This window comes from Hafnia sp. CBA7124, assembly GCF_002355555.1.
Lineage (GTDB): Bacteria > Pseudomonadota > Gammaproteobacteria > Enterobacterales > Enterobacteriaceae > Hafnia > Hafnia alvei.
On sequence record NZ_AP017469.1, the window covers coordinates 2,941,523 to 2,963,357 of the forward strand.

Genomic DNA, 21,835 nt, shown 5'->3' on the forward strand with positions numbered 1-21,835 from the left:
AAATGAGGGCACCCGCGTAGCGGGCTGGAAGGGGGTGCCAAGCCGGGTTGTTAGGGGGCGGCGATTGGCCCCCTAACACGGACGCCTGCACGGTTTAAATGTGGAGCTCAATGTTTTAGGCGGACGTAACCTTTCACCACACTTAAGCTATAAAGGCGATTGAGCCGCCTTGCTCGGACGCCTGCACGGTTTAAATGTGGAGCTCAGTGTTTTAGGCGGACGTAATATGCACCGTATCTAAATGATCACTTGCTCCACCAAACAATATCATCCCCATCAAAACGGAAACAACCACGGCACCACAATAACGCTGGCAATCATCACCAAGATAGTGAACGGCACACCGATCTTAACGAAATCACCAAAGCTGTAATTCCCCGGCCCCATCACCAGCGTATTCACTGGCGAGGATACCGGTGTCATAAACGCTGCCGACGCGGATATCGCCACGATCATGGCGAAAGGATACGGCGAAAGGTGCATCGCATGCGCCGTTGCAATCGCTATTGGTGCCATAAGCACCGCGGTTGCCGTGTTAGAAATAAATAGCCCCGTCACCGCGCAGAACACAAACAGGCTTAACAGCACAATCCTTGGCCCCATGCCGCCGACTAAATCCATCAGCACATCAACCGCCAGCGTGATACCGCCGGTTTTTTGTAAAGCCAAAGCAAACGGCAGCATTCCCACAATTAATATCAGGCTTGGCCAGTGGATAGATTTATAGGCGCTTTCCATATCAATGCAGCGGAATTTGCCCATTAACATACAGGCAATCAGCGCAGCGATGGCGTTCGGCACTTCATCCGTCAGCATCATGGCAATCATCAGCGCTAAACAAAATAGCGCATGCGGTGCCTGACTTATCGCCGGAGCAACATCATCCACCTCTGCCGGAAGATGCAACACAATGAAATCACGAGGTTGTAGCTGGAGCTGGCGTATCTGCTTCCAATTACCGATGACCAGTAGAATATCACCGAGCTGGAGCGGTTCATTCACTAGCTTACCTTCCATCGGCACGCCGTCGCGGCGAATACCGACCACATTCAGCCCATAGCGGGTACGAAAAGTCATCTCACGCAGCGTTTTTCCAATCAGATCAGAGTCCGGCACAATCGTAACTTCAGCCATGCCAACGTCACGCGCCTGCTCAGAAAAATACTCGCCACGCAGCACCATCGGTTCAAGCATCTGCTCAGCGCAAAATTCGCGTAAATCCACTTCTGAATCTGACATGTCAATCAGCAATACGTCGCGGTCTTTCAGCTCGGTGTTACCAATGGCGCTCACCATCACGCGACGAAATTTACGCCAGCGCTCAATGCCTACCACGTTGGCACCATAGCGGCTACGTAAGTGCAGCTCATCCAGCGTATGACCGATAAGCGGTGAGCCACTGCGCAGCGCCAAACGGCGGGCTCGCCCTGTAAGTTTATAGTCACGGATAAGATCACGGAAGGTACGGCGTTTCCAGCTGTCTTTATCGTTATCGTCCTTGCCACTTGCCAGCCAATTTCTCGCCACCAGCATGTAACCCACGCCCATCAGCAAAACGATAATCCCTACCGGAGTGACGCTAAAGAAGCTTAAGCCGTGAAATCCTTCACGAACTAATTCACTGCTGACGATCATGTTTGGCGGCGTTGCGACCAGCGTCATCATGCCGCTAATCAGTCCAGCAAAACTCAGTGGCATCAGTAAACGTGCCGGTGATATTTTCATCCTCGCGGCCACGCTGAGCACCACAGGAATGAATATCGCCACCACGCCGGTAGAACTCATTACCGCCCCCAATGCAGCGACGGTGATCATCAGTAAAACCAGCATCTTAGCTTCGCTGTCGCCCGCAACTTTCACCAGCCAATCGCCAACCTGGTAGGCAACACCGGTGCGAACAAGCCCATCACCGATAACGAACAATGCAGCAATTAAAATAACATTGGGATCGCTAAATCCGGCGGTTGCCTCGCTAAGGGAAAGCGTTCCGCTTAGCACAAAGGCAATAATGATCAACAATGCTACGACATCCATGCGTAACTTGTTGGTAGCAAAAAGAACAATGGCAATCAGCAATAACGTCAAAACCCACAATAATTCGCCGTTCACGACATCTCCCTTTGTGAATTTACTCCGGTAAACTTTGTACGCCAGTGGCCGCATTGATGGACAGCAATGCCGATGGCATGGGATAGAAACAGCTTAAGAATGCCATAAAAAAAGCCCCGTAATCACGGGGCTTAATCATATTTCGATCGATTACTATTTATAACGCATGGATTACCGCGTAATCCCCTTCCTTCTCAATACGGATTTGCGTAAGCGAAGTGAGGTTGAGATCGACTAAATCCAGTTTGGGTGCATCCTGAGGTGCATTAACCGCAATCACCTGACAACCCGCTGACAGCCCAGAAAGGATCCCTGCCGCAGCATCTTCAACGACCACGCAATCACTCACCGCCAGACCCAATTTTTGCGCCCCTAGCAGATAAGCATCAGGTTCAGGTTTGCCGCGAGCGACCTGCTCTGCCGTGATGAACACGTCCGGCTTTGGCAACTGGCCTGCAGCGCGGCGGGCGTAGGCCACAGGAATCGATCCCGATGTCACAATCGCCCATGGGATGTTGAGCTCATCTAAACGATCCAGCAATGCCTTCGCGCCCGGCAGCGCCGTAACGCCATCCGTATCGCGTGATTCAATTTCTTCCAACCAATCATATTCTTGTTGAATACGATCTTCGCTCTCACCAGACATAAAATGCCGCAGCGAGGTGATGGCCTGTTTGCCATGGATAAAATCTAGAACCTCTTGTGGGTCCACGCCCTGACGTTTCGCCCAGTTTATCCACGAGCGTTCAACGACCGGCAGCGAATCTACCAGTGTTCCATCCAAATCAAACAAAAAACCTTTGCACTTCACAGGCATTCCTCTGTTTTACGCGTTAATAATTTGTGCAATTTCCACTGCGCTCAGATGATACTGGCGCGGGCATGATTGCCAGATTGACAGCATACGCTGGTATTTGTCCCACATTTTAGTCTGGGCATTAAAGCCGTGCGTACCTGAATCAAAGTGAGTGTAACGCCCTTCGGTACCCACCATAAAGCGTACATAGCTGAGATAGCGTGATTCCGTAGCCGCATCAAAGCCTAAGAACTCAAGACGACGCGGATCAAGGTCTTGTTTTTCTTTTAAATTATTGAAAGACACCTGTAGTGCATGGTGCATTTCCATAATATTGATAATCGTGCGGCAGGTATCTTCGCTCAGCTCGCCAAAATCACGATCGAGTTCGCGCATTTGTAGGCCAAAACCGCGTTCGATGATGGTTTGCAAACGACGATAACGCTCGGCGTTATCCGGATCCATCATGGTCATCATCTTGTATTGGTTAGAAAGAATCAGGCGTTGCGCGTTAGTCATTTCCATCTTTGATATCCTCATCGAGCGGCGAAGGTCTACCTAGGCCGGGGTCAAGTCATGTAAAAGGTGAACTGTATGTTTCGCAGCATGGCATAAGCCTGACATTCTAAATAGTGCTGAACATCACTTTTTTGATTTGGAACGGGGTTTCACGAACGAGAAACTGCGGTAAATTGCTGACTGAGTATTTTTTTAGCAAAAGAAGTGTGTTTTAGCTACAAATCGATAACTCTGGCGCGCAAAAAACACACTTCTTATTGTTCAAATATCATCCAGGAAAGTTTTATCCAGCTGCTTAAATGCGCGCTGCAAAACATCGGCCAGTGACTGATAGGTTGGTGTCCCTTCTACCGGCGCCTGCGCTTTTCCGGCTTCCACCAGCTTAGCGCGAATTTCATGAAACCATTGCAATAAGGTTGGCGGCAGCGGCGTCACAGAACGTTTACCTAACCACCAAAGCCCTTGCATCGGCAAACTACAGGCAAACAGCGCGGTGGCAATCGCAGGGCCCAGTTGGCCACCCAGAGCAATCTGCCACGTTAACGTGAAAATGGCGATCGGCGGCATGAAGCGCACGGCAAATCGCGTCACCTTCGCAATACGATTTTCAGGAAACATCGGTGCCAAGCGCTTATCACTCGGCCACGTCTTCATATATGTCTGGCCGCGTTGAAAAATCTGGAACCACCCTACGTGGCCGGTTGGCTTAGATGTCATAGGAACCTCAACTTCATTTATAAAAAATCAAAAAACAGTGTAAAATCACAACGTATACTTAGCGGTCTTAAATTTATTTTGTTTTTGGCATCCGCAATCGGTATCCTAGCGCGGCCTTGAGGCCTGTAGAAGCAAAAACAACGTTAATAAAGTGTTTCATTAACGACTGCTTCTTAAAGCTAAGTTTTCAGCATTAAGACCCTGTACAATCTGACAGCGTCTGGCGAAAACCTTGCCGGCAACGCAATGCTTTTTCGAGCACCGCGGTTTTTTGATGCGATGTTCTTCATCATGACGAATTAGCACTACGCATGATGTTAATCATAAATGTCGACGACATATTACGCTACGCTTAATGTCTGATTGACTCAATTTCTAACCACGCATAACAAGTAGGTACTTCCATGTCGAAGCTGGTACTGGTTCTTAACTGCGGCAGTTCATCACTGAAATTCGCTATCATCAACGCAGCCAACGGTGAAGAACACCTGTCTGGTTTAGCTGAATGTTTCAGCCTGCCTGAAGCCCGTATTAAATGGAAAATGGACGGCGCTAAGCACGAAGAAGCCTTAGGCGCTGGTGCAGCTCATAGCGAAGCCCTGAACTTCATCGTTAATACTATTCTGGCACAGAAGCCAGAACTGTCTGCATCTCTGACCGCTATCGGTCACCGTATCGTGCACGGCGGCGAGAAATTCACTGAATCAGCACTGATTACTGATGAAGTACTGCAAGGTATTAAAGATGCAATCCCGTTTGCGCCTCTGCACAACCCTGCTCACCTGATCGGTATCGCTGAAGCATTCAAATCTTTCCCTAACCTGAAAGACAAAAACGTTGCGGTATTTGATACTGCTTTCCATACCACTATGCCGGAAGAGTCTTACCTGTACGCCCTGCCGTACAGCCTGTACAAAGACCACGGTGTACGTCGCTATGGCGCACACGGCACCAGCCACTTCTTCGTTAGCCAAGAAGCGGCGAAAATGCTGAACAAGCCCGTTGAAGAGCTGAACGTGATCACCTGCCATCTGGGCAACGGTGGTTCTGTGACTGCAGTTCGTAACGGTAAATGTGTTGATACCTCTATGGGTCTGACTCCGCTGGAAGGTCTGGTAATGGGTACTCGCTCTGGCGATATCGACCCAGCTATCATCTTCCACCTGCATGACTCTTTGGGTATGAGCGTTGAGCAAATCAACAAACTGCTGACCAAAGAATCTGGCCTGTTGGGTCTGACCGAAGTCACCAGCGACTGCCGTTATGTTGAAGATAACTACGAAACCAAAGCTGACGCTAAGCGCGCAATGGACGTATTCTGCCACCGTCTGGCTAAATACATCGGTGCTTACACTGCGCTGATGGATGGTCGTCTGGACGCAGTCGTATTTACCGGCGGCATCGGTGAAAACGCGGCAATGGTACGTGAACTGACTCTGGATAAACTGGGTCTGCTGGGCTTCGAAATCGATCACGAACGCAACCTGGCTGCACGCTTCGGCAAATCTGGCACCATCACTAAAGATGGCAGCCGTCTGGCCGTAGTTATCCCAACCAACGAAGAGTTGGTTATTGCACAAGACGCCTCTCGTCTGACTGCATAAGACGCATCTCAACACCGTCAGCCAAGGCTGGCGGTGTTATTTAAGCTCCAAAGTTTAAATCAAGCGTAGAAATTCTAACCTATCCGACCAAGTTCACCGCGCTGTATCACCCATTGTTCAGCCAGTTGAACAACCGTAAAGAGGTTTTATCGTGTCACGTACAATTATGCTGATCCCCACCAGCACCAGCGTTGGCCTGACCAGCGTTAGCTTGGGTGTCATTCGCTCTATGGAGCAAAAAGGTGTTCGTCTGAGCGTCTTCAAACCTATCGCACAGCCACGCACCGGCGGCGATTCTTTAGACCAGACCACCACCATTATCCGCGCTAACTCTTCTATTCCTGCCGCTGAACCGCTGCGCATGTCTTACGTTGAAACGCTGCTGAGCTCTAACCAGCAAGACGTGTTGATGGAAGAAATCGTTGCTCGTTACCACGAAAATACCAAAGACGCAGAAGTTGTTCTGGTTGAAGGTCTGGTTCCAACCCGCAAACACCAGTTTGCTAACGCGTTGAACTACGAAATTGCCAAAACCCTGAACGCTGAAATCGTCTTCGTTATGGCGCTGGGCAACGACTCCGCTTCTCAGGTTAAAGAGCGTATCGAACTGGCTCGTTCTAGCTTCGGTGGCAGCAAAAACAAAAACATCACCGGCGTTATCATCAACAAGCTGAATGCACCGGTTGACGATCAGGGCCGTACTCGCCCAGACCTGTCTGAAATCTTCGATGATTCCAACAAAGCCAGCATTGCTAATCTGGATACTGCACAGCTGATCGAAAATAGCCCGCTGCCAGTTCTGGGCTGTGTGCCTTGGAGCTTCGAGCTGATTGCAACACGTGCCATCGATATGGCAAATCACCTGAAAGCACGCGTCGTGAATGAAGGTGATATCAAAACCCGTCGTATTAAGTCTGTGACTTTCTGCGCGCGCAGCATTCCTCACATGCTGGAACATTTCCGCCCGGGTTCACTGCTGGTGACTTCCGCTGACCGTCCTGACGTTCTGGTTGCCGCTTGTCTGGCAGCAATGAACGGCGTGGAAATCGGCGCAATCCTGTTGACCGGCGGCTACGATATGGACGAACGCATTGCTAAGCTGTGCGAACGTGCATTCCAGACCGGTCTGCCAGTCTTCATGGTTGATACCAACACGTGGCAGACCTCGCTGAGCCTGCAGAGCTTCAATCTGGAAGTTCCTGCTGACGACCATCAGCGCGTTGAGAAACTGCAAAACTACGTCGCAAGCCACATCGACAGCAAGTGGATTGATTCCCTGTCTGCGGCTTCTGAGCGTTCACGTCGCCTGTCTCCTCCAGCGTTCCGTTACGAACTGACCGAACTGGCGCGTAAAGCATGCAAACGCGTTGTTCTGCCAGAAGGTGATGAGCCACGTACCGTTAAAGCAGCAGCTATCTGTGCTGAACGCGGCATCGCTGAATGTGTTCTGCTGGGTAACCCAGAAGAAATCCAGCGCGTTGCAGCAGCTCAGGGCGTTGTTCTGGGTAAAGGCATCGAAATCGTTGATCCAAACGTAGTACGTGAACAATACGTTCCACGTCTGGTTGAACTGCGTAAGAGCAAAGGCATGACCGAAGTTGTTGCTCGCGAACAGTTGGAAGACAACGTTGTTCTGGGTACGCTGATGCTGGAACAAAACCAGGTTGACGGTTTGGTTTCTGGTGCGGTTCACACCACGGCTAACACCATTCGCCCACCGTTGCAGCTGATCAAAACTGCACCGGGCAGCTCTTTGGTCTCTTCTGTGTTCTTCATGCTACTGCCTGACCAGGTTCTGGTTTACGGCGACTGCGCGATCAACCCAGATCCAACCGCAGAACAGCTGTCTGAAATCGCTATCCAGTCTGCAGACTCTGCGGCTGCATTCGGTATCGAACCTCGCGTAGCCATGATCTCCTACTCAACCGGTAACTCTGGTGCGGGTAGCGATGTTGAGAAAGTTCGCGAAGCAACCCGTCTGGCTCAGGAAAAACGTCCTGACCTGATCATCGATGGTCCGCTGCAGTATGATGCGGCTATCATGGCTGACGTAGCTAAGTCTAAAGCGCCTAACTCTCCAGTTGCGGGTAAAGCGACCGTGTTCATCTTCCCAGACTTGAACACCGGTAACACCACTTACAAAGCGGTACAGCGTTCTGCTGACCTGGTCTCTATCGGACCAATGCTGCAAGGCATGCGTAAGCCGGTTAACGACCTGTCTCGTGGCGCATTGGTTGACGATATCGTCTACACCGTTGCTCTGACTGCGATTCAGGCTGCGCAAGCTGCCGCTGCTAAGTAATCTCGGATTACACGTTAAAAGGCTCCCACTTGGGAGCCTTTTTTATTGTTGGAACAGTCCGCTATTCTGGTAGCAAGCGAATCAGCGTTTGATAGGATTATCTTCCAGCAATCCCATCGCCTGTTTCACAATATCCTCTGCCGTCAGTTCATATTCCTGCATCAGAAAATCCTGTGTCCCCACCTGCCCATAACGTTCTTTAACTCCTACGCGCCGCATCGGCACCGGATGGTTTTCCACCAGCACTTCTGCCACGGCTGAACCAAGCCCGTTATGAATGCTATGGTTTTCGCAGGTAACGATTCGCCCTGTTTTCGCCGCGTATTCAATAATCAAATCTTTATCGATAGGCTTAAGCGTAAACATGTCGATTACCGCAGCGCTGTAACCTTGCTCAGTAAGCATTTGTGCAGCTTGCAGAGCCTCAGCTACCATAATCCCATTGGCGATCAGCGTGATGTCTTTGCCATCTTGTAAAACCTTGCCTTTACCAATGGTAAATTCTGTACCGCTAGGATAAATCGTGTATGCCTGCTTACGGATGGTTCTCACCCAGTGGAAACCTTTTAAATTCACCAGCTGGTGTAGAATATTTTGGAACATCGTGGCATCCGTCATTTCCATCACCACGGAGTGAGCAAGACCGCGCACGATCCCCATATCTTCAAACGACATGTGGGTTCCACCGTTATGACAAGCGCTAACGCCAGCATCTGATGCAATCACCTTCACATTGTTCTTTTGATAATCAACCGACATAAACAGCTGATCAAAACAGCGGCGACTCGCGAAAGCGGTAAAGGTATGCACAAACGGAATACGTCCGGCTAAAGAGAGCCCTGCCGCAGTACCGATAACGTTAGCCTCCATAATTCCGCAGTTGATAACCTGTTGGGGGAAATCACGGTGAACGCTGTCCATGGCCATAGAGCTCATCAAATCGGCCTCTAAGGCTATCACCGGCGTATTAGCGATAAACTGATCGCGCATCGCTTGGGCATAGACCTTGCGCATTTCCATTTTGTCTTTCTGTAACGGCAGGAATTCATGGCTCATAGCGTTGCCTCCAGTATTGCGATCGCTTTCTGCATTTCCGCTTTTATATCGTCAGTTAAGCGCAGGTGATGAGAATTGGGCAGTTGCTCAATATAGGGAACGCCCTGACCTTTGATACTATCGAGAAGCACGACTCTCGGACGCTGTTCACCGCTTCGAACTGGGGCAATAGCCTCGTAGATAGCCGTAATATCATCACCTTTCACGCTGACGACATCGAAACCAAATGCGCTAAATTTCGCGTTGAGATCGAATGGTTTGATGACCTCATCTAAGGTGCCATCCAGTTGTTGCTTGTTGTAGTCAATAAACAGCGTCAGATTGTTCAGGTTATGGTGAGCGATGAACTGGAAGGCTTCCCAGCACTGACCTTCATTCAGTTCACCATCACCCAAAATGCAGAATACGCGGTTTTTACGCCCTGCCAGATGATGTGCCAGCGCCATCCCTGTCGCAATTGAAACTCCCTGCCCTAACGAGCCCGTTGTCGCATCGACGCCACGAGTGAGCAAACGGTCAGGATGGCTGGGGAAATGGGTTCCATTTTCGTTTAGCGTGGCTAACGCTTCGCGAGGAAAATAGCCTTTTAGCGCCAAAGCGCTATATAACGCAGGCCCGGCATGACCTTTAGACAACACAAAATTATCGCGCCCCGGCCATTGTGGCTGGACGGGATCAACCTTCATCACTGCCCCATACAGCACCGCCAGCGTTTCAACCACCGACATTGAGCCACCGTAGTGACCAAAACCCAGATTCGTTAACGCTTTTAAGGTTTCTACGCGAATTTCTGTCGCGTAACGTTGAACCTCTTTCAGGTTAAGCATAGTTACCCCTTATTTGTTGGCGCTATCAGCGGAGGTGGATGGAGAAATCTTGCGAGAGAAGAAGTAGTTATGTGCTACAAGCGCCACGAAGATGGCGATAATGACGGCCATAATCATGTCTTTATTCATAAAGCGCGCCATGTTGCCTAGCACAATACCGATGCCGCCAAAATCGGCGTCTGAGAAGGTGGTATTGGCAAAGCCGAGCGCGCCTAATACCGGCAACAAGAGAACCGGCAGGAAGGTAATCAGCAGGCCATTAGCAAATGCGCCAATCATCGCACCACGACGGCCACCGGTCGCATTGCCGAAGACCCCAGCCGTTGCACCCGTAAAGAAGTGGGGAACAACGCCAGGTAAAATCAGCACCAGATTAAATTGGCCTAAGAGGAACAACCCGACCAGCCCACCGAGGAAGCTGAATAGGAAGCCGATCAACACCGCATTAGGGGCATAAGGGTAAACCACGGGGCAATCAAGCGCGGGACGTGCATTAGGGACCAAACGCTCAGAAAACCCCGTAAATGCAGGAACGATTTCAGCCAAAATCAAGCGCACGCCTTGCAGAATAATGAACACGCCAGCCGCAAAGGTGATTGCCATAATGATGGAATAAACCAAATAGTTCTGGCCGGCGCTATAGGTGGCTTCGACAAAATCGGAACCTGCGCTCACCGCCATAATCAGGTAAATCACCATCATGGTCAGAGAGATGGAAATGGAACTGTCGCGCAAGAAGCTGAGGTTTTTAGGCAGGTTCATCTCTTCGGTTGAGCGCGATCCTTTACCTACTCGCCCGCCAATCCAACCGGAAAGGATATAGCCTAATGTACCAAAATGACCAAACGCGATATCGTCATTGCCGGTAATTTTCCGCATATAACGCTGCGCCAAGGCAGGAAAAAAGGCCATGACTAAACCGAGCGTCAATGCTCCCGTAAAGACTAATTGCACACCTTCAAATCCGGCAACGGTCAATATAATGCCGATCATACACGCCATATAAAACGTGTGGTGCCCCGTTAAGAATATGTATTTAAGCTTGGTAAAACGTGCCACCACAATATTGGCAACCATGCCGAATGCCATAATTAGCGCAGTCGCAGCGCCATATTTTTCTAATGCAATAGAAACAATTGCCTCATTGTTAGGAATGATGCCCTGTATATTAAAGGCATGTTCAAACATACCTCCCAACGGATTAAGTGAGCTGACAAGAACCCCTGCCCCACCGCCTAAAACAATGAAGCCAAGAATTGTTTTTACGGTTCCTTTCACGACATCGCTGAAAGATTTTTTCTGAGCCAATAAACCGACCAAAGCAATAATCCCGACGAGAACCGCAGGAACTTTCAATATATCAACGATGAACTTCAGCGTTTCTTGGATAAACATATCCGCCTCGCTAATTATCTAAGATAAGTTGTCGATTATTTTATTTATTGAAATAAGCCCGTAGCTTTGTTTCAAGTTCATTAATATCAATAATATTGGTAATAACGATTAGCTGGTTATCTGGAATGCTAGCACTGGCAGCAATATCTTTCGCCATCACAAACAGATCGGCTTCGCTAGGGATCGCCGATGAGAGGTCAGAGTGCTCAACGTCTGCCTCAACACCCATCTTCTTGAGCACTTTTTTGATATTCATTTCCACCATAAAACTGCTGCCTAAACCTGAACCACATATCGCCATAATTTTCATTATTTAATCCTCGGTGAGTTTTTTAAAAACAGAGATCCCACAGGGAGTCCTGTTATTTTTATAGAGTGATTGATTTAAATAAGTATTAAAATTTCTCGATGATGGATTTAATCTCCTCTAGGGTAGCGGCACTATGAATTTTTTTTACCGCATCATCATCTGAGAAAAATTCTGCCAGATGAGAGATTAATTCAATATGGCTATGGCTGTCAGGCGCTGAGAGCATCACGACTAAATTAACCGGATCGTTGTCAGCAGAATGAAATAAAACGTCTTGTTTCACGCTCAGCAATGAAAGTCCTAAAGACTTAGCACCTTCTTCTGGCCTTGCGTGTGGCATCGCAATACCCGGAGCCAAGACATAATAGGGGCCCAGCTTTTCATGTTGCTGATAAATAGCGGCAAGATAATCAGGAGTAATAATACCCTTCTGTAATAACGGCTGCGCACTGAGCCTCACAGCCTCTTGCCACGTATCCACACTGTCGCGAATTTGTATGGTGTCATCAGTTAACCAAGTATTCAGCATTGTCTCTCCTAAGCGGATGACCTCTGTCGATAACCATAGCTGCCAGTCTGTTTGACCGTCGATTATCAGCAAATGGGGTGGTGTAAAGAGACATTACCTTTAAAGATAGCGCTACCAAAAACGCTATCTGTTGGATTTGTGATAGCGCTATCAAAAATAGATGTTTATTCTATGACCAGAGATGACGTACATCTCATAACGCCCATAGCGTGGCAATATCGCTAACAAAGCCCGTAGTAGTTTTATGATTAATCGCTTTTTTTAGCTAAAATAGCGCCATTGCAGCCTAGGCTCCGTTAGGAACAAGCATGCCCATCATTAAAAAACGACGTAGTACCGGCAGAGTCACGCTGGCCGATGTAGCCCGCCATGCCGGTGTTGGTTCAATGACCGTATCGCGTGCTCTACGTACGCCCGATCAGGTTTCGGACAAGCTAAGAGAAAAAATTGAGTCTGCCGTTAGCGAACTGGGCTACGTGCCAAATCTTGCCGCCAGCGCTTTAGCATCTGGGGCTGGACGCACGATTTCGGTGGTGGTTCCCTCGTTTACCGAGGCAGGCTGCGCCCAGATGCTGGCAGGGCTGCAAAGCGTACTACAACCGGCAGGATTCCAGCTGACGCTCTCCGAATCCCAACGTGATGAAGAACGCGAAGCTAGCATGCTAGAAAACCTGCTCTCAGCCAGTCTGGCCGCGGTGGTTTTACTCAGCACCGAGCAAAGCGATAACACCCGTCAGTGGCTGAAAAATGCAGAAATTCCGGTGGTGGAAATCGGTGCCATGCGCGAAGACCCTATCGATATCAATATCGGGATAGATTATGCCGATGCGATGTTTAATCTGACGCGCTATGTCATCGATCGAGGATATGAAAACATTGGTTTGCTGTGTGCGAATCAAGAGCCGTGGATATTTCAGCAGCACCTTCATGGTTGGCATCAGGCGCTGCTACGCAGCCATTTCTCACCACATCGGGTCATTAACGCCGCTGAACCCGCCAATTTTTCCACCGGCGCAAACGTATTACCTGAATTTATTCTGGCTTGGCCGGAAATTGATGCGCTGATTTGCGCGTCTGACGAATTAGCCTGCGGAGTGTTGTATGAATGCCAGAGAAGGCATATTCGCGTGCCAAGTCAGCTAGCCGTGGTGGGTTTCGGCAATCGAGATGTCAGTCAGGTATGTCAGCCGCCGTTAACCACCACAGCCGTACCTTTTAAAGAGATTGGCATTCAGGCTGCCAACGCTCTGTTGGCCCGCCTGAATCAACAGACAACCAAAGCGACGATCCCTGTCAGCTCAGTGCTATGCAAACGGAACAGTTGCTAAGCTGACAGTCTACAGATCGCTACTCTTCGCTTTCGTTCTGCGGCGCATCGCTTTCCGCTTCAGCTTCGCTAGGTGCTTTCGCCGATGGTGTGGTCTTTTGGATACACATCGGCTGATAGTGTTTATCGCTGTTACGCGTCATCCACAGAGAGAGCGCTTTCAGTGAATCAGGAGTGAAGCTGTCGCACTCCGCCGTGATTTCCTCAGGGGTCATCCAGCGAACCGACTCAACTTCTTCTTCCTGTAGCGCAAACGGGCCGTGAGAGACACAGCTAAACAACCCTCCCCACACGCGGCAATTGTCTTGTTCAAAATAGAACATGCCGTGATCGGCAAAGGGAACGCCAGCAATACCGAGCTCTTCTTCTGCTTCTCGGCGCGCTGACTCCAACATATTTTCACCACTTTGCACCACACCACCGGCGGTAGCATCGAGCCATCCTGGGTAAAAATCTTTGTTTTCAGTACGTTTCTGAACTAGGATCTGCCCCATTCCATTGTGAACCACGATATAGGTTGCACGGTGACGCAGACATTGCGCGCGCATCTGCGCGCGAGTTGATTGCGCGATGACATCATTGTTTTCATCAACAATATCAACCCACTCCAACCCGGTGTTGAGCGTTTGTTCCACCATCCTCTGAAACCTTTTTCTTAGCGTACTGCTGTACGCGGTTTGTTCATCGCACCTGCTTTATGTTTCACATCTGTACACGCGACAGCGGTGAAAGCAGATCCTACCGAAAATGCCATAAAATAAAACAATCAGTCGATTGCGACTTCTGCCAGTATCTCTGTACCGTACAGGGCGCAGACTTTTAGGACCCCGTTGTCAAATAACCCAAAACTCGGCACATTTCCGCCTTTGGGTAAGCTAACTGAGCCAGGATTGAAACAGTAGATATCACCACGTTGTTCTGCCACCGGCAGGTGTGTATGTCCGTAGACCAGCACATCTTTTGGACTTAATGGCGGTAACTCAGCAGGATGATAAAGGTGACCATGGGTTAAAAACAATCTTTGATTATCGAGCAAAATTTGCTGCCAAGGCGCCATCATCGGGAATTTCAGCAGCATCTGATCGACTTCACTATCGCAATTGCCGCGAACAGCGATGATCTTGTCAGCAAACTTATTTAGCTGCTCTGCGACCTGCGGCGGATTATAGCCTTCCGGTAGCGGATTTCGTGGGCCGTGATTGAGCACATCCCCCAGAATAATCAGCCATTGGCTTTCGCTTTGTTCAAACAACTCAAGCACGCGCTGGGTCGCGGTGAGAGATCCATGGATATCAGAGGCAAACATCAGCTTCATATACGGTTCTCGTTAAATAAGAATAATCCCTATGGCGTAACAAATGCCCATAGTGTAGCGAATGGCCATAGTGTAACGATGGCTATCGTCGCCCGCCAGCATACAACGCACTGTTTGCCTACTTTTAACCTGATTGGTCCATCGGTTGCTGCTTTTAACGTCGCTTGGCCGCCGATAACGCCAGCCATTGGCACACTGAAGCGCGCTGCCATTGGAAATGCGCATAATCCGCAATACGTTCTGGTACTGGATCTCCTGCCATCACTAAACGATTTAGCATTAAAGCTAAGTCTGTATCCGCAATGCACCACTCTCCGAATAAGTTCTGATGCCCATCAATCAACAACCGTTCAACGCCTGCAATTAGCTTGGCTGCCGCATATTCGCCTTCTAGGCTCAACGCGGGCGGCTTGAGCCCAGCAAAAATAACTTCAGTGGAACGCTCTTGCCGAATTGGCATCAGATCGCTGCGCAGCCACGCTTGGATTTCACGCGCCTTAGCTCTTTTTTGCTTATCTCTTGGATAAAGAGAAGCAAAGTCAGGCGCAGCAAAAACCTCATCAAGATATTCAGTGATAGCTGAAGACTCAGAAAGAGAGAAGTTTTCATGTAATAGCGTCGGCACTCTGCGCGTTAGTGAGAGCTCGGCATATGCCTCCTGCTGGTTCTGGTTCTCGCTCTCAGCTAAGTCAACCGGCTCCAGCTCAAACCTAACGCCCTTTTCTTTTAAAGCGACATAAACAGACATCACATACGGGCTGAAAAAGTGACTATCAGAATACAGCGTAATTTTCGGCTGGCTCATCTTCTCTCCTGTCGGCACTTGGCAATCATTGGGATCTCAGTATTACACGTTTGTGTATTTTTGCAGCGCTGAAGTTATCCCGGTTTAGGTGATATTTCACACTGTCTGAATTATACATTTTTGCAACATCACCGCTTTCGCCACCGAGCCTTTTGGACTATAGTCAGAGAGATAAGCTTCCTCTTACCGCTTGATTTTTCTGGGAGACATCATGATCGACCTGTATTACGCACCAACCCCAAACGGCCATAAAATTACTCTTTTCCTCGAAGAATCTGGCCTTGCCTATCAAATTCATCGCGTCGATATTGGCGCTGGCGATCAGTTTAAACCTGAGTTTTTGGCCATTTCTCCTAACAACAAAATTCCGGCCATCGTAGACCGACAACCCGTAGATGGTGGCGCCCCCCTGAGCCTGTTTGAATCAGGTGAAATACTGCTTTATCTCGCAGAAAAAACCGGCAGATTCATGAGCCAAGAATTACGCTCACGTGCCGCCACGCTACAGTGGTTGTTCTGGCAAGTCGGCGGTTTTGGACCAATGCTTGGGCAAAATCATCACTTCAATCACTACGCGCCTCAGCCCGTTCCCTATGCTATTGAACGATACCAGGTTGAAACTAAACGCCTCTATACCGTTCTCGACAAACAGTTGAAAAAGCATGCCTATGTATCGGGCGATGAATACAGCATCGCAGACATGGCGATTTATCCGTGGGTGGTACCACACGCCCGTCAACGCATTGACTTAGAAGATTTTCCTGCCGTACGTAACTGGTTTGAACGCATCTCCGCCCGTCCTGCAACGAAGAAAGCTTACAGTTTGTCGCAAGACTAATCGACAGAGGCCAGCGCTCATGCTGGCCGCTTCTTCTCTATTATCATCGTTATGCTTTCCCTGTATGCTGAATGCGACATCGCATTTGATAAGGACACCCTATGAGCTTTTTACAGCCTGATGCCATTATTCGTATTAAAAACCTGCGGCTGCGCACTTTCATTGGGATAAAAGAAGAAGAAATCAAGAATAAACAAGACGTTGTTATCAACGTTGTGATCCATTACCCAGCAGAACAGGCGCGGAAAAGCGAGAATATTGCCGACGCGCTTAACTATCGTACGATCACGAAACGCATCATTGCCCACGTTGAGGATAATCGTTTCGCACTGCTGGAAAAATTAACTCAGGATGTCCTCAACATCGCTTGTGAACACCACTGGGTCACCTATGCTGAAGTAGAGGTCGATAAGCTTTACGCCCTGCGCTATGCAGATTCCGTCTCGATGACCATGCGCTACCGTAAAGCGAGTGAATAGCGACATATACCCTAAATAACTCGTGTTATATCAAGGGTGAAGGATAGACATATCCCTGATCTTGGAGAAGGCTTATGCGTATTTTTATCACTGGCGGAACGGGGCTTATCGGCAAACCTCTTTGCCAACGTCTGTTGACGCTGCACCACGAGCTCACGGTTTTAACCCGCGATCCGCAGAAAGCGAGGGAAAAGCTCGGCGATAACGTTCACTACGTAACGTCTTTGGAAGCGCTTTCAACGCTGGACGGCTACGACGCCGTGATTAATCTGGCCGGTGAGCCTATCGCAGATAAACGCTGGACGGAAGAGCAAAAGCAGCGTCTTTGTCATAGCCGTTGGGATATTACCGAGCGTCTTGTTGAACTGATTCATAACAGCGCTACGCCACCTTCTGCGCTGCTATCAGGTTCGGCCGTGGGATATTATGGCAACCAAGGTGAAGCGCTGGTCACCGAAGACGATACCCCGCATCATGAGTTTACCCACGATCTCTGCGCACGCTGGGAAGGCATTGCGTTACAAGCTTCCAGCGACAAAACACGCGTCTGTCTAATGCGTACGGGCATCGTTCTTGCGCCCGACGGCGGCGCATTAAGTAAAATGCTTCCTCTTTTCCGCCTCGGTTTAGGCGGTGAAATGGGCAATGGCCGGCAGTATATGCCGTGGATCCACATTGATGACATGGTCAACGCCATTCTCTATTTGTTGGAGTGCCCAACGCTCAACGGCCCGTTCAACATGACTTCGCCCTATCCCGTTCACAATGAACAATTTATCGCCACATTAGGCGAGATTTTGGGTCGCCCTACGGTGGTCCGTACCCCTGCATTTGCGATAAAAACCCTCATGGGTGAAGCCAGCGTGCTAGTCCTCAGCGGACAGCGAGCTATTCCCAAACGGCTGGAAGAAGCTGGATTTGGGTTCAGGTATTTCGAGTTGGAAGATGCGTTAAGGAATGTGTTGGGGAAGGAGTTTTAGGCGTAAAAATACTTTCTAGAACTCTGAATGGTTTCATCTGCCAAGTGTGTATGCTGCTATTGTGTAAGGTTTCGTTCGCCTTTTCATAACGGCATTCACATATAAACTGAGTTGTAGGCGACCGATGAGGGGCGCCAGCGCGCGCCCCTTCAATCCTCGCGCTTTTATCCGAGATGCTATCTCCGCGCCGGGTCGGCATGCGCCATCCTTGGCGCCTCCTCCCCTAGTAGAAACATCCTGTTTCTACTGCTCTATCTACCAAGACTTAAACCATTAAAAGATGAGAAGGCAAAAAATGTCTTTTGTCTTTTCCCTTTTTTATGTTTAAAGAATGCATTTTAGAGCCGCCAGCAGGGACGCTGGTGGCAGGTTGAGGGCGTACAGGATGTACGCTCCGAAACCGGTCGGCCAAACAACTCGGTGAAAAGCGCGAGAGTCGAGAGGTTGCGCGCCAGCAACCTTTCGTCGGACGCCTACACCAACAGCTTCATAAAAATGCAAATGTTAAGAGGCGTACGAAACCCTTCACAGCGATTACATTAAAGGGTCTGGATGTCATCAGCATACGAAACCTTTCACCTTAGCCATATAAACAATCATTGCCCCCTACTTCATTGCCCCCGACAAAAACTGCTGCAACCGCGTACTCTTCGGGCTGCCAAATACCAACTCCGGTGGCCCCTGTTCTTCAATCACGCCCTGATGCAAAAAGATGACGTGGCTAGAGACATTACGGGCAAAACCCATTTCATGCGTCACAACCACCATCGTTTTTCCTTCCTCGGCCAGTTTTTGCATAATACGCAACACCTCACCAACCAATTCAGGATCGAGCGCAGACGTTGGCTCATCGAACAAAAGCACCTCAGGCTCCATCGCTAATGCACGAGCGATGGACACTCGCTGTTGCTGACCGCCAGAAAGATTAATCGGGTATTTACCTCGCGCCCTTTCATCAATCCCCACTTTTTCCAGATAGCGAATAGCCCGCTCGCGTGCTTCTGATTTACTCAACCCAAGCACTTGGATCGGTGCTTCCATCACGTTTTCCAACACCGTCATGTGACTCCACAAATTGAAATGCTGGAATACCATCGTCAAACGCGTACGCAGCAAGCGTAATTGCTTTTTATCACCCACTTTTAATTGACCGTCAGTATCTCTTACTAAGCCGATATCAGTACCGTTGATAGCAATCGATCCTTCGCTCGGTTTTTCCAGAAAATTAATACAGCGCAAAAATGTGCTTTTCCCCGATCCGGAAGATCCGATGATGCTAATCACATCGCCTGCCTGAGCGGTCAGTGACACGCCTTTAAGCACTTCATGATCGCCATAGCGTTTATGCAATTCGATAACGTTAAGTTTTGTTGGATTCATAAACGGCAGCTCAGTGAGTTAACGAAGGATTCACGTGCGCCATCCAGCGTTTTTCCGCTTTACGAAACAGCCGAATGAGCACATAAGAGATGGTCAGATACAGCACTGCGGCAATACCGAATGCGGTAAATGGCTGATAGGTTGCAGAATTGATATCCCGTGCGACCTTGAGCAGATCGGGCACCGTGGCAGTGAACGCCAACGCCGTTGAATGCAGCATCAGGATGACTTCATTGCTGTACGCCGGTAACGCCGTGCGTAATGCCGATGGCAAAATGATGCAGCGGTAAAGTTTAAAGCGCGAAAACCCATAAGCATTAGCGGCTTCGATTTCCCCATGCGGCACCGCACGGATCGCTCCGGCAAAAATTTCCGTGGTATAGGCGCAGGTATTCAAGGTTAATGCCAGCAGCGTACAGTTAAGCCCGCTGCGGAAAAACGCGTTCAGCAGCTCGGTTCCTTTCACAATCTCCAGCGTGTACATGCCTGAATAAAATACCAACAGCTGAACGTACAGCGGCGTTCCGCGAAATATCCATGTGAAACACCAAACCGGCGTTGAAACCCAACGATTCGGAGAGACTCGCGCCACGGAAAGCAAGACGGCAAGTATGCCCCCCATCACCACCGAGGCAATCAGCAACCACAGCGTGATGGCTATCCCTGTAAAACGAAAACCGTCGGTCCAGAGCAATGATTTCCAATACTCATGAATAATCTCGTTCATAGCTCGGCCCTTCTCACGCCCGCTGAATAACGTTTCTCGAGCAGCAACAGCACGCCGTTCGATAGCGTGGTAAATAGCAGATAGATCACGCCAGCCACAATAGCGAAGTAAAACGGCTGCCAAGTTCCCTTGCCTGCAATCTGAGTGGCCTTGACCAAATCATCTAAGCCAAGCAATGAAACCAACGCCGTCGCTTTGAGGATCACCTGCCAGTTATTACCAATCCCCGGCAGGGCATATCTCATCATCGCGGGAAACAAAATACGCCGGAAAATCTTGCTGCTGGAAAAGCCGAGGGAGGTGGCCGCCTCTATCTGACCTTTTGGCACCGCCATAAATGCGCCGCGAAAAGTCTCGGTAAAATAGGCACCATAAATAAACCCCAGCGTGATCACTCCGGCAACCAACGGATCGATATTAAACTGCGACCAGCCTAATAAATCGGTCAGCTGATTTAACATCATCTGTAGGCCGTAGAAGATCAGCAGCATTAGCACCAGATCGGGAACGCCGCGGATCAGCGTGGTATAACCTTCAAAAATCGTCGCAAGAACGGGTGAACGAGAGAGTTTAGCGGCGGCCCCAATTAAACCGATTGCAACGGCAAGCAGCACCGAGCTCACGGCCAGTTCCAGCGTAACGAGGGCACCATTAAGAATTAGTTGGGAGTAGCCTTGTAGCATTATTCAACCTGCCATTTCATAGCGTACCACTTAACTCACAGGCACCCGCCTCAACACGGTGAGTGCCTGACCTCGGATTAACCGCCGTAAACGTTAAAATCAAAATACTTTTTGGCGAACTTATCGTAAGTGCCATCTTTACGCATTGAATCGAACGCTTTATCCAAGGCAACTTTCAAATCAGTTTCATCTTTACGTAATCCCATTCCGGTACCCACGCCAAAAATAGCGTTATCTTTTACCGAAGGCCCCGCAAATGCATAATCCTTACCGGCTGGCTGCTTCAAGAAGCCTTCGCTCGCAGCAACTTCATCCTGAAATGCGGCATCAATTCGGCCCGCGGCTAAGTCAGCGTAGATTAAATCCTGATTTTGATAAGGCACCACGTCAACGCCTTGCGGACGCCAATGCTGGTTGGCATAGGTTTCTTGCGTTGAGCCTTGCAATACGCCTACATGCTTACCTTTAAGAGATTCCAAGGTAGGCTGAATCGGCGACCCTTTTGCTGCCACGAGGCGAGAATCTGCCGCGTAGAGCTTTTCAGTGAAAGCGATTTCTTTCTGGCGTTTTTCGGTAATCGACAGGGAGGAAATGATGGTGTCAATTTTCTTGGCTTTCAGTGAAGGGATCAGCGCGTCAAAATCGCTCTCCACGAAAGTACATTGAGTATTGATTCGTTTGCACAGCTCTTTAGCCAAATCAATATCAAACCCAACGAGCTGACCTTGCGGATTTTTAGAGGAAAACGGTGCATAGGTTGGATCGGTACCCACACGGATATGATCGGGAACCGCAGCAAACACGCTGGAAGAACCTACCATCGCCAAAAACAGAGATACCGCTAGGACATGCTTCTTCATACTTTACCCTCAAGAAAACGGTTTATGGTCGTGATGTTTTTGTGTTGACTGCATCGCAGTGAGGCAGCGTGTCGAACTCAATGGTTAGACTTAAAATTGTTATAGGCTTGCAAGCGAGGCGTGCACCGGAATCTTTAGCAGGTTTCATGCCATACCGCATTTCACGGCGAAACGTTCAGCACGAATGACGCTGAGAATACGCAGCACAACGCGACACAACCGTCTTCAGAGGAGTGAGCTACTCTGCCTCGCTTTAGCAAAGATAGAGCAGCAATAG

Annotated in this window: 22 protein-coding genes; 6 read left to right on the forward strand and 16 right to left on the reverse strand. The window is 49.3% G+C overall.

Going from position 1 to position 21,835, the window contains the following annotated elements; all coding sequences use genetic code 11:
* Positions 1–276: 276 nt before the first annotated feature.
* From CPY98_RS13595 to yfbV, 4 genes are all read right to left on the reverse strand, one after another.
* Positions 277–2,109 (reverse strand): SLC13 family permease, encoded by a 1,833-nt coding sequence (locus CPY98_RS13595; RefSeq protein ID WP_025797878.1) that lies wholly within the window; start codon positions 2,107–2,109, stop codon positions 277–279.
* 157 nt (positions 2,110–2,266) lie between these two features.
* Positions 2,267–2,920 (reverse strand): sugar phosphatase, encoded by a 654-nt coding sequence (locus CPY98_RS13600; protein WP_040046443.1) that lies wholly within the window; start codon positions 2,918–2,920, stop codon positions 2,267–2,269.
* Between the two features lie 15 nt (positions 2,921–2,935).
* Positions 2,936–3,430, reverse strand: a complete 495-nt coding sequence (locus CPY98_RS13605) for a YfbU family protein (protein ID WP_025797874.1) — start codon at positions 3,428–3,430, stop codon at positions 2,936–2,938.
* Between the two features lie 255 nt (positions 3,431–3,685).
* Positions 3,686–4,141: a terminus macrodomain insulation protein YfbV gene (gene yfbV, locus CPY98_RS13610; protein ID WP_025797871.1), complete on the reverse strand. Its 456-nt coding sequence runs from the start codon at positions 4,139–4,141 to the stop codon at positions 3,686–3,688.
* 404 nt (positions 4,142–4,545) lie between these two features.
* Between yfbV and ackA the strand changes: the two genes are divergently transcribed.
* Together ackA and pta are read left to right on the forward strand one after the other, a co-directional pair.
* The gene (gene ackA, locus CPY98_RS13615; protein WP_025797869.1) at positions 4,546–5,745 is read left to right on the forward strand and encodes an acetate kinase; all 1,200 of its coding nucleotides are present in this window, start codon (positions 4,546–4,548) and stop codon (positions 5,743–5,745) included.
* A 151-nt stretch (positions 5,746–5,896) separates the two neighbouring features.
* Entirely contained in the window at positions 5,897–8,047 is a 2,151-nt protein-coding gene (pta, locus tag CPY98_RS13620) for a phosphate acetyltransferase (protein ID WP_096388089.1), read from the forward strand.
* Between the two features lie 81 nt (positions 8,048–8,128).
* Here the strand turns inward: pta and CPY98_RS13625 are convergent, their stop codons facing one another.
* The 5 genes from CPY98_RS13625 to CPY98_RS13645 all read right to left on the reverse strand — a co-directional run bounded on the left by CPY98_RS13625 (position 8,129) and on the right by CPY98_RS13645 (position 12,164).
* Complete coding sequence (locus tag CPY98_RS13625) at positions 8,129–9,103, reverse strand: transketolase family protein (RefSeq protein ID WP_096388091.1); 975 nt, start codon at positions 9,101–9,103, stop codon at positions 8,129–8,131.
* Positions 9,100–9,930, reverse strand: a complete 831-nt coding sequence (locus CPY98_RS13630) for a transketolase (RefSeq protein ID WP_096388093.1) — start codon at positions 9,928–9,930, stop codon at positions 9,100–9,102. Before CPY98_RS13630 ends, CPY98_RS13625 begins: the two co-directional genes overlap by 4 nt.
* A 9-nt stretch (positions 9,931–9,939) precedes the next feature.
* On the reverse strand, positions 9,940–11,325 hold the full coding sequence (locus CPY98_RS13635; protein WP_043494179.1) for a PTS ascorbate transporter subunit IIC: 1,386 nt from the start codon (positions 11,323–11,325) through the stop codon (positions 9,940–9,942).
* Between the two features lie 40 nt (positions 11,326–11,365).
* On the reverse strand, positions 11,366–11,635 hold the full coding sequence (locus CPY98_RS13640) for a PTS sugar transporter subunit IIB (RefSeq protein WP_025797857.1): 270 nt from the start codon (positions 11,633–11,635) through the stop codon (positions 11,366–11,368).
* Between the two features lie 85 nt (positions 11,636–11,720).
* Positions 11,721–12,164, reverse strand: a complete 444-nt coding sequence (locus CPY98_RS13645; RefSeq protein WP_043494182.1) for a PTS sugar transporter subunit IIA — start codon at positions 12,162–12,164, stop codon at positions 11,721–11,723.
* A gap of 308 nt (positions 12,165–12,472) precedes the next feature.
* Between CPY98_RS13645 and CPY98_RS13650 the strand changes: the two genes are divergently transcribed.
* Positions 12,473–13,492 (forward strand): LacI family DNA-binding transcriptional regulator, encoded by a 1,020-nt coding sequence (locus CPY98_RS13650; protein ID WP_043494184.1) that lies wholly within the window; start codon positions 12,473–12,475, stop codon positions 13,490–13,492.
* 19 nt (positions 13,493–13,511) lie between these two features.
* On the opposite strand, the gene yfcD is transcribed toward CPY98_RS13650, so the two are convergent.
* From yfcD to yfcF, 3 genes are all read right to left on the reverse strand, one after another.
* Positions 13,512–14,129: an NUDIX hydrolase YfcD gene (gene yfcD, locus CPY98_RS13655; protein WP_046360224.1), complete on the reverse strand. Its 618-nt coding sequence runs from the start codon at positions 14,127–14,129 to the stop codon at positions 13,512–13,514.
* 128 nt (positions 14,130–14,257) lie between these two features.
* On the reverse strand, positions 14,258–14,806 hold the full coding sequence (gene yfcE, locus CPY98_RS13660; protein WP_043494185.1) for a phosphodiesterase: 549 nt from the start codon (positions 14,804–14,806) through the stop codon (positions 14,258–14,260).
* Positions 14,807–14,960: 154 nt separating this feature from the next.
* Entirely contained in the window at positions 14,961–15,611 is a 651-nt protein-coding gene (gene yfcF, locus CPY98_RS13665; protein ID WP_096388095.1) for a glutathione transferase, read from the reverse strand.
* A 211-nt stretch (positions 15,612–15,822) separates the two neighbouring features.
* Here yfcF and yfcG point away from each other — a divergent pair, with 211 nt between their 5' ends.
* The 3 genes from yfcG (at position 15,823) to CPY98_RS13680 (ending at position 17,908) form a co-directional block, all read left to right on the forward strand.
* A complete protein-coding gene (gene yfcG / locus CPY98_RS13670; RefSeq protein WP_025797844.1) occupies positions 15,823–16,449 on the forward strand; it encodes a GSH-dependent disulfide bond oxidoreductase in 627 nt (208 codons plus the stop codon).
* 101 nt (positions 16,450–16,550) lie between these two features.
* Positions 16,551–16,928, forward strand: coding sequence for a dihydroneopterin triphosphate 2'-epimerase (gene folX / locus CPY98_RS13675; protein ID WP_040046415.1), 378 nt, complete (start codon positions 16,551–16,553; stop codon positions 16,926–16,928).
* Between the two features lie 74 nt (positions 16,929–17,002).
* Positions 17,003–17,908, forward strand: a complete 906-nt coding sequence (locus CPY98_RS13680) for a TIGR01777 family oxidoreductase (RefSeq protein WP_025797840.1) — start codon at positions 17,003–17,005, stop codon at positions 17,906–17,908.
* Positions 17,909–18,514: 606 nt separating this feature from the next.
* Here CPY98_RS13680 and hisP read toward each other — a convergent pair.
* From hisP to hisJ, 4 genes are all read right to left on the reverse strand, one after another.
* Positions 18,515–19,288 (reverse strand): histidine ABC transporter ATP-binding protein HisP, encoded by a 774-nt coding sequence (hisP, locus tag CPY98_RS13685; protein WP_046457591.1) that lies wholly within the window; start codon positions 19,286–19,288, stop codon positions 18,515–18,517.
* A gap of 10 nt (positions 19,289–19,298) precedes the next feature.
* A complete protein-coding gene (locus CPY98_RS13690) occupies positions 19,299–20,015 on the reverse strand; it encodes an ABC transporter permease (RefSeq protein ID WP_046457592.1) in 717 nt (238 codons plus the stop codon).
* A complete protein-coding gene (hisQ, locus tag CPY98_RS13695; RefSeq protein ID WP_063586767.1) occupies positions 20,012–20,698 on the reverse strand; it encodes a histidine ABC transporter permease HisQ in 687 nt (228 codons plus the stop codon). Before hisQ ends, CPY98_RS13690 begins: the two co-directional genes overlap by 4 nt.
* 77 nt (positions 20,699–20,775) lie before the next feature.
* Positions 20,776–21,558: a histidine ABC transporter substrate-binding protein HisJ gene (gene hisJ, locus CPY98_RS13700; protein WP_040046410.1), complete on the reverse strand. Its 783-nt coding sequence runs from the start codon at positions 21,556–21,558 to the stop codon at positions 20,776–20,778.
* Positions 21,559–21,835 lie beyond the last annotated feature (277 nt).